At 68.2% G+C, this 6,452-nt stretch carries 5 protein-coding genes; 3 read left to right on the top strand and 2 right to left on the bottom strand.

Translation table 11 applies throughout. The annotated features are described in order from the left end of the window. A partial coding sequence (locus AC5P76_RS18120; RefSeq protein ID WP_495222800.1) for a S8 family peptidase occupies window positions 1–1,674 on the bottom strand: 1,674 nt, incomplete at its 3' end. A 223-nt stretch (window positions 1,675–1,897) separates the two neighbouring features. Between AC5P76_RS18120 and AC5P76_RS18115 the strand changes: the two genes are divergently transcribed. After that, on the top strand, window positions 1,898–2,248 hold the full coding sequence (locus AC5P76_RS18115) for a VOC family protein (protein ID WP_111186114.1): 351 nt from the start codon (window positions 1,898–1,900) through the stop codon (window positions 2,246–2,248). Between the two features lie 10 nt (window positions 2,249–2,258). Here AC5P76_RS18115 and AC5P76_RS18110 read toward each other — a convergent pair whose 3' ends face one another. After that, entirely contained in the window at window positions 2,259–2,546 is a 288-nt protein-coding gene (locus AC5P76_RS18110) for a KGG domain-containing protein (RefSeq protein WP_197572100.1), read from the bottom strand. Between the two features lie 204 nt (window positions 2,547–2,750). Between AC5P76_RS18110 and AC5P76_RS18105 the strand changes: the two genes are divergently transcribed. Together AC5P76_RS18105 and AC5P76_RS18100 are read left to right on the top strand one after the other, a co-directional pair. After that, window positions 2,751–3,644 carry an NAD-dependent epimerase/dehydratase family protein gene (locus AC5P76_RS18105; RefSeq protein WP_053517184.1) on the top strand — a complete coding sequence of 298 codons (894 nt, stop codon included), beginning with the start codon at window positions 2,751–2,753 and terminating at the stop codon, window positions 3,642–3,644. Window positions 3,645–3,854: 210 nt separating this feature from the next. Beyond that, complete coding sequence (locus tag AC5P76_RS18100; protein ID WP_317233206.1) at window positions 3,855–6,389, top strand: methyl-accepting chemotaxis protein; 2,535 nt, start codon at window positions 3,855–3,857, stop codon at window positions 6,387–6,389. Window positions 6,390–6,452: the final 63 nt, after the last annotated feature.

Below are 6,452 nucleotides of genomic sequence, written 5' to 3'. Positions count from 1 at the left end.
GACGCCATCGTTCACCACCGCACCGTTGAAGCTGTTGTCGCCGCTCAGGCGCAGCCAGCCGATGCCGGACTTGGTCAGCTTGCCGGGGCCACCGATGTCGTTGGTCCAGTCATCCCAGGCCTCGCCTTCCCAGACCTTCAGGCCACCGGCCTTCTGGTTCATCACCACATCGGTGTCCACGCGCAGCGAGCCGAAGCCTTCGATGGCCTTGCGCAGGTCGACCATGCCCCAGCCGTAGATCTCATCGATGCCCGGATCGCCCAGATCGCGGGCGGTCGTCAGCAGCACGTCGCGGACCTGTGCGCTGTCCAGGTAGGGGAAGCGCTCAAACAGCAGCCCGAGGGCGCCGGTGATGTGCGGCGCCGCCATCGAGGTGCCCGTCTTCAGGCCGTAGGTGTACTCGGTGTTCTCGCTGTCGATGATCAGCCGCAGGTACTCGCTGGTTTCCTCGATGCGTCCCTGGATCTCACCGGAGACGATGGTGCTGGCGATGTCGGTGCCCGGGGCGGAGATGCACCAGTTGGCGGCGGCACCGCAGATGCTGGAGCTGTCGTCGAGCACATAGTCGGTTTCGCCATCGTCGGCGACCGGCTGGCGCACGTTGGCCACGGCCAGCCAGTAGGGTTCGATCTCCGGCTTCCAGCGGGGCAGGGCCGCAGTGATGCCCGCGACGGCCCCGCTGCCGTTGCCGGCCGACCACACCTGGATCAGGGTCGACCCCGGGGCAGTGTCGCTGCCTGCGTAGATGCTGCCGTAGACGTCGTAATCCGCGCCAATCGCGGCGTACTGGCGGTCGAGCGCCGCGGCACTCATGTTGCGGGTCGAGATGCCCCAGCTGTGGTTGATGGCGCGCACGCCCTGCGCCTGGATCTGCGCATACATGTCCAGTACGGCGTCGTCGTCCGGGTCGGTGCGGTACACCGCGCGCGGGCGATAGAAGCCATCCGGATCCAGGCGCCACTCATAGTAGGTGTCACCGAACACGCGCGCTGCCGTCAGGTCGGCACCGAAGGCCACGCCATGCATGCCGGTGCCGTCGCGGTTGGCGCCGATGGTGCCCAGCACGTGGGTGCCATGATCGGCGTAGCTGAAGCCGTAGGGCAGGCCGGCCGCGATCAGGCGACCGGCGAGCGCCGCCGGCACCCCGACACCGAGGCCGTAATAGTTGTAGCCGGGTTGTTCGCCGCGGGTCTGCGCGCAGGCCCCTTCGCCGGCGACGATCCCCGCCGTCGCGCAGTCCGGGCCGATGGTGATGCTGGTGGTGTTGCGGCCGGCGAATTCCGGGTGGGCCAGCGCCGAGCCGGAATCGAACAGCGCCAGGCGTACACCCTGGCCGGTCAGGCCGCGGGCATAGGCATGGTCGGCCCCCATCGCGGCCAGGCCCCAGTCGGCATTGAACTCGTCGCTGTGCCAACTGGCGGCGTCGCCCGCGTTGCCCAGGACCGGGGTGGACGTGGCCTGCGCCGAAGCACCAACGGTTGCGTCCGTCTGTGCATGGCCCGGCTGGGCCCACGCCGCCTGCAGCTGGCGCTGCTGCTGCCAGGCATCGAGTGAATCGGAGGCCATCGCCGGCAGGGCGGCTGCCAGTAGCAGGGAGCTGGCCACCGCGAGTGCCAGCGGGCGTTGCAAGGGGGAACGGGAGCGGGACGAACGGCCATGCAGCGGGTGATTCATCAGGCAAACTTCCTTGATTGACGGTCTACCCAGCCGCTAACTGTCCTGGATGCGTTTCACCCCCAGCGATGTGACGGAAATTTTGTTAACGCGTTAATGTTTCGTGACGAAAGCCACACTTTTTTCGCCCTGCCGCATCAGTCTGTACACGCCCCCCTGAAGATTGACGGCGTGCCGGCCGGTCGCGCAGTTTCGTTTTTGCCCCTCATTGAACAGGAACGTCATGGCTGTCAGACGCATCGTCGCCAACATCGCCACACCCGATCCGACGCGCGCCGCCGCGTTCTACGGCGGCATCCTCGGCATGCCGGTGGTGATGGATCATGGCTGGATCGTCACCTACGCCGGGCAGCACACTGCGCCTGCGCAGCTCAGCTTCGCCAGCGAGGGTGGGTCGGGAACGCCGGTACCGGACCTGTCGATCGAGGTGGACGATCTGGATGACGTTCTGCAACGGATCCGCAGCGCTGGCATCGACGTCGTGTATGGCCCCGTCGAGGAGCCATGGGGCGTGCGTCGGTTCTTCGTCCGCGACCCGTTCGGGCGCCTGCTGAACCTCCTCAGCCACGGCTGAGGCGCGTCGCTCAGTCCTGCTGACCCGGTTCGTCGCGGCCCTGTGGACCTTGATCGGACTGCTGGCGCTGCTGTTGTGCGCGGGCGTGGCGTGCATGCCCGCCTTCGCGACCGATCGCGGCCATGTGCTGGCGATCGCGGCTGATGGCTTCGCCTCCTTTGCGGCCGGCAATGCGCGCCTCGGCGGGACTGAATTCATGGGCGTTGCCGGAGGCATGGGCGGCGCGCCCACCCTTGGCGGCGATCGCGCGCTGCGTGCGCTGGTCCATCGACGCGAACCCGCGGTTGCTGCTGGCCATAGGGGATCTCTCTCGGCGTGGCGGAGTCTCATGCTTGCCGACGGCAGGCTAACGGTGCGTCCGCGGATGGCGCGTGGCCTTCACGCTGTGCCTGCCTGCTGTTGACGCTGCACTTGCGCAGCGCCGCTATCGCCCTCGACACAGGCCACGCCTAGAATCGGTTCATCCCGGTAGCTCCCGGGCGCTGTTGAGTGAATGGACTCAATGAAGATTCTGTTGACCGGAAGTTCCGGGCGGATCGGACGCGCGATCTTCGGCGCGTTGGCGGCCACCCATGAAGTCATCGGGCTGGACCGCAGCCCGTTCGCCACTACACGCATCATTGCCGACGTCACCAACACGAAGGCACTGGAGCGTGCCGTGCGCGGCGTGGATGCGGTGATCCACACCGCTGCGCTGCATGCACCGCATGTCGGGCTGGTGCCGGACACGGTGTTCCAGCAGATCAACGTGGAGGCGACCGCGCAGCTGCTGCGGCTGGCGCGCGATGCTGGCGTCGGACGCTTCGTGTTGACCAGCACCACCGCCCTGTACGGCCATGCCGTGGTGGCGGGCGGTTGCCGCTGGATCGACGAAGACACTGAACCCCTGCCGAGGACCATCTACCACCGCACCAAGCTGCAGGCCGAGGCGCTGGCCGAAGCCGCGGCATCGGAGGCGTTCGCCGTGCGCGTGCTGCGCATGGGCCGCTGCTTCCCCGAGCCTCCCGAGCGCATGGCGATGTTCCGCCTGCACCGGGGCCTGGATGCACGCGATGTGGCCAGCGCGCATGCCGCGCTGCTGCACAACGGGGGCGCACCGTTCCAGCGCTACATCGCCTGCGCGCCGACCCCCTTCCGGCGCGAGGACTGCCTGGAACTGGCCACCCAGCCACGCCGGGTGCTGGCGCGGCGCGCACCGCAGCTGCTGGCCGAGTTCGAGCGCCGCGGCTGGCCACTGCCGCTGAGCATCGACCGCGTGTACGACGGCAGCCGTGCGGTTGCGGTGCTGGGCTGGCAGCCGCGCTACGGTCCGGACGATGTACTGCAGCAGTACGCGGCAGGCAGCATCGAAGTGCTGCCACGCACGCAGTGGTTGAAGGACCGGGTGGTCGAGTAGGTTCGCCGCACGTATGAGCCATCCCAAACTGAGTGCATTCAGCTTGACGCAGGGCAACGGCTCAACCCCGCCGCGGAACGGCCGCTAACCCGGTGCGCCCTTGCGGTGCCGGGCATCGCCCGGCTCAGACAGGTCGCCGCGCGAGGGATCGCGCACCAGCGCGGCGCCAACGCGGTGCCGGATGTCCTGACCTGCCTTGCGGACCCTCCCATGCCGTCTTCCCGCTCCGCCGCTGCCCGTCGTCCGGGCAGCATCGCCCACAAGCTGATGCTGGGCACCGCTGCCATCGCGCTGTTGTGCTTCGGCCTGACCGCCTTTCTGATCTACCGCCAGGCCAGTGCCAGCCTGATCAACGCATCGCGGCAGACCATGGCCAGCGAGGCGCAGGCCGAAGCACGCCAGGTCGCGGCCGATCTGGGCACCGCCTTCGCCAGTAACGATGCCATGGTCGAGGCCGTCCTGGCCCAGCGCGCGCGGGGCGACCAGCCTGATCGTGCCAGCCTGGCGGCCGTGCTCGGCGAACAGCTGCGCGCGCACCCGGAGTGGCTGGGCAAGAGCACCATGTGGGAGGCCGATGCCTTCGATGGCAAGGACGCGGAGTTCGTCAACAGCGAGGCCCATGACGCCACGGGTCGCTACATGAGCTACTGGGCCTGGCAGGATGGCAAACCGCAGCAGTCGGTGATGACCGACTACACCGACACCGCCAGCGGGTCCGGTGACTGGTACATGGGGCCGAGCCGCGACAAGCTGCCCAAGGTGAGCGAGCCCTATGCCTATGAGATCGCCGGCCAGAAAGTGCTGATGAGCACCCTGAGCACGCCCATCGTGGAGAACGGCACGTTCCTCGGCGTGTTCACCGTCGATTTCTCGCTGGCGGCGCTGCAGAAGCATCTGGCGACGCTTGCGCCGATGGGAGCAGGCCGCGTTGAACTGCTTTCGCCCAAGGGCGTGGTCCTGGCTTCGGCCGACGCCGCCGAGATCGGCAAGCCGCGCACCGATGCCTTCACCCGCGACATGCTGGCCGGAATCGCGGCCGACAGGACCGTCGAAGCGTTCGAGCCGGATGCCGCCGGCAATGTGCGCCTGTACGTGCCACTGCGGGTTGGCGATGCCCCGCAGCGCTTCGCGCTGGGTGTGGTGGTGCCGCATGCGGTGATCGTGGCCGAGGCTCGCCAGCTGCTGTGGCTGACGCTGCTGGTCGGCGTGCTGGCCGCGCTGACATTGAGCGCCGGCGTCTACCTGCTGCTGTGTCACCTGGCGATCCGGCCGCTGGCGCAGGCGGTACGCATTGCAGGTGACGTGGCGGCGGGCAAGCTGGACACCGCGCTGCCGGCGCGCGGCAACGATGAGGTCGGGCGCCTGCTCGAGGCGATGCAGGGCATGCGGGGACAGCTGCAGGCGGTGATGGCGGCGCAGGCGGAGATGGCACGCCGCCATGATGCGGGCGAGCTCAGTTACCGGATGGACGCGGCGGCCTTCCCGGGGGAGTACGGTCGCATGGTGGCCGACAGCAATCAGCTGGTGGCGTCCAGCAATGCGGTCACCCAGCGGCTGGTGGACGTGATGCAGCGCTACGCGGTGGGCGATCTGAGCGTGGACATGGAGCCGCTGCCGGGCGAGAAGGCGGTATTCACCGCCGCCATGGCCACCACCAAGAGCAACCTGGCGGCGATCAACGAGCAGATCCAGCAGCTGGCCGCCGCTGCTGCCGCCGGCGACTTTGCCGTGCGTGGTGACAGTGAGCGGTTCGAGCACGATTTCCGCCGCATGGTGACCACGCTGAACGCGATGATGCAGGCCAGCGACCACAACCTCGCGGCGCTTTCCACGCTGCTGCGCGCCATCGCCGCCGGCGACCTCAGTGCACGCATGCAGGGCGACTTCCATGGTGTGTTCGCGGTGATGCGCGACGATGCCAACAGCACCGCGCAACAGCTGACCCATATCGTCGGCCAGATCCAGCAGTCAGCGGCGAGCATCCGCCTGGCGGCCGGCGAGATCGCCGCTGGCAACAGCGATCTGTCGCGTCGCACAGAACTGCAGGCGGCCAACCTGGAAGAAACGGCAGCGTCGATGGAGGAGTTGACCTCCACCGTGCGCCAGAATGCCGATCATGCCCTGCAGGCGAACACGTTGGCCGCATCGGCGGCGGACGTGGCCAGCGAAGGCGGAAAGGTGGTCGGCCAGGTGGTACAGACCATGCAGCAGATCGAAACCTCATCGCAGCGCATCGCCGAGATCATCTCGGTGATCGACGGCATCGCTTTCCAGACCAACATCCTGGCCCTGAACGCCGCCGTTGAGGCCGCGCGTGCGGGCGAGCAGGGACGCGGCTTCGCCGTGGTGGCCAGCGAAGTGCGTGCGCTGGCCCAGCGCTCGGCCGCAGCGGCGAAGGAAATCAAGGGACTGATCGACGCATCGGTGGCCCAGGTCGGCAGCGGTGCGCAGCTGGTGCACCGCGCAGGCAACACCATGCAGGAGATCGTCGGCCAGGTCGGGCGGGTCAACGAGATCATGGCCGAGATCTCGGCCGCCTCGCGCGAGCAGTCGGCCGGCATCGAGCAGGTCAACCAGACCGTGGTGCAGATGGATGAAACCACCCAGCAGAATGCGGCGCTGGTGGAAGAGGCCAGTGCTGCCGCGCGCGCGATGGAAGAGCAGGCCGAGCAGCTTGCGGTGGCGGTGTCCCGCTTCCGGCTGCAGTCGGCCACGGGCACGACGGCCACGCTGCGCGCGGCCTGACGCCGGAAACGAAGACGCCCGACGGGGGCCGGGCGTCGGTTGCATCCTTGCCGCGCGTCCGTG

This window comes from Stenotrophomonas sp. YJH_SMC_36 (assembly GCF_059369935.1).
This window is presented reverse-complemented; position numbering and strand designations above follow the sequence as displayed.

What these genes read in the sequence shown, in the direction of transcription:
- AC5P76_RS18115 (WP_111186114.1), top strand. Translation starts at nt 1,898, where the DNA reads ATGGCTGTCAGACGCATCGTCGCCAACATCGCCACACCCGATCCGACG.
- AC5P76_RS18110 (WP_197572100.1), bottom strand. Translation starts at nt 2,546, where the DNA reads ATGGCCAGCAGCAACCGCGGGTTCGCGTCGATGGACCAGCGCACGCAG.
- AC5P76_RS18105 (WP_053517184.1), top strand. Translation starts at nt 2,751, where the DNA reads ATGAAGATTCTGTTGACCGGAAGTTCCGGGCGGATCGGACGCGCGATC.
- AC5P76_RS18100 (WP_317233206.1), top strand. Translation starts at nt 3,855, where the DNA reads ATGCCGTCTTCCCGCTCCGCCGCTGCCCGTCGTCCGGGCAGCATCGCC.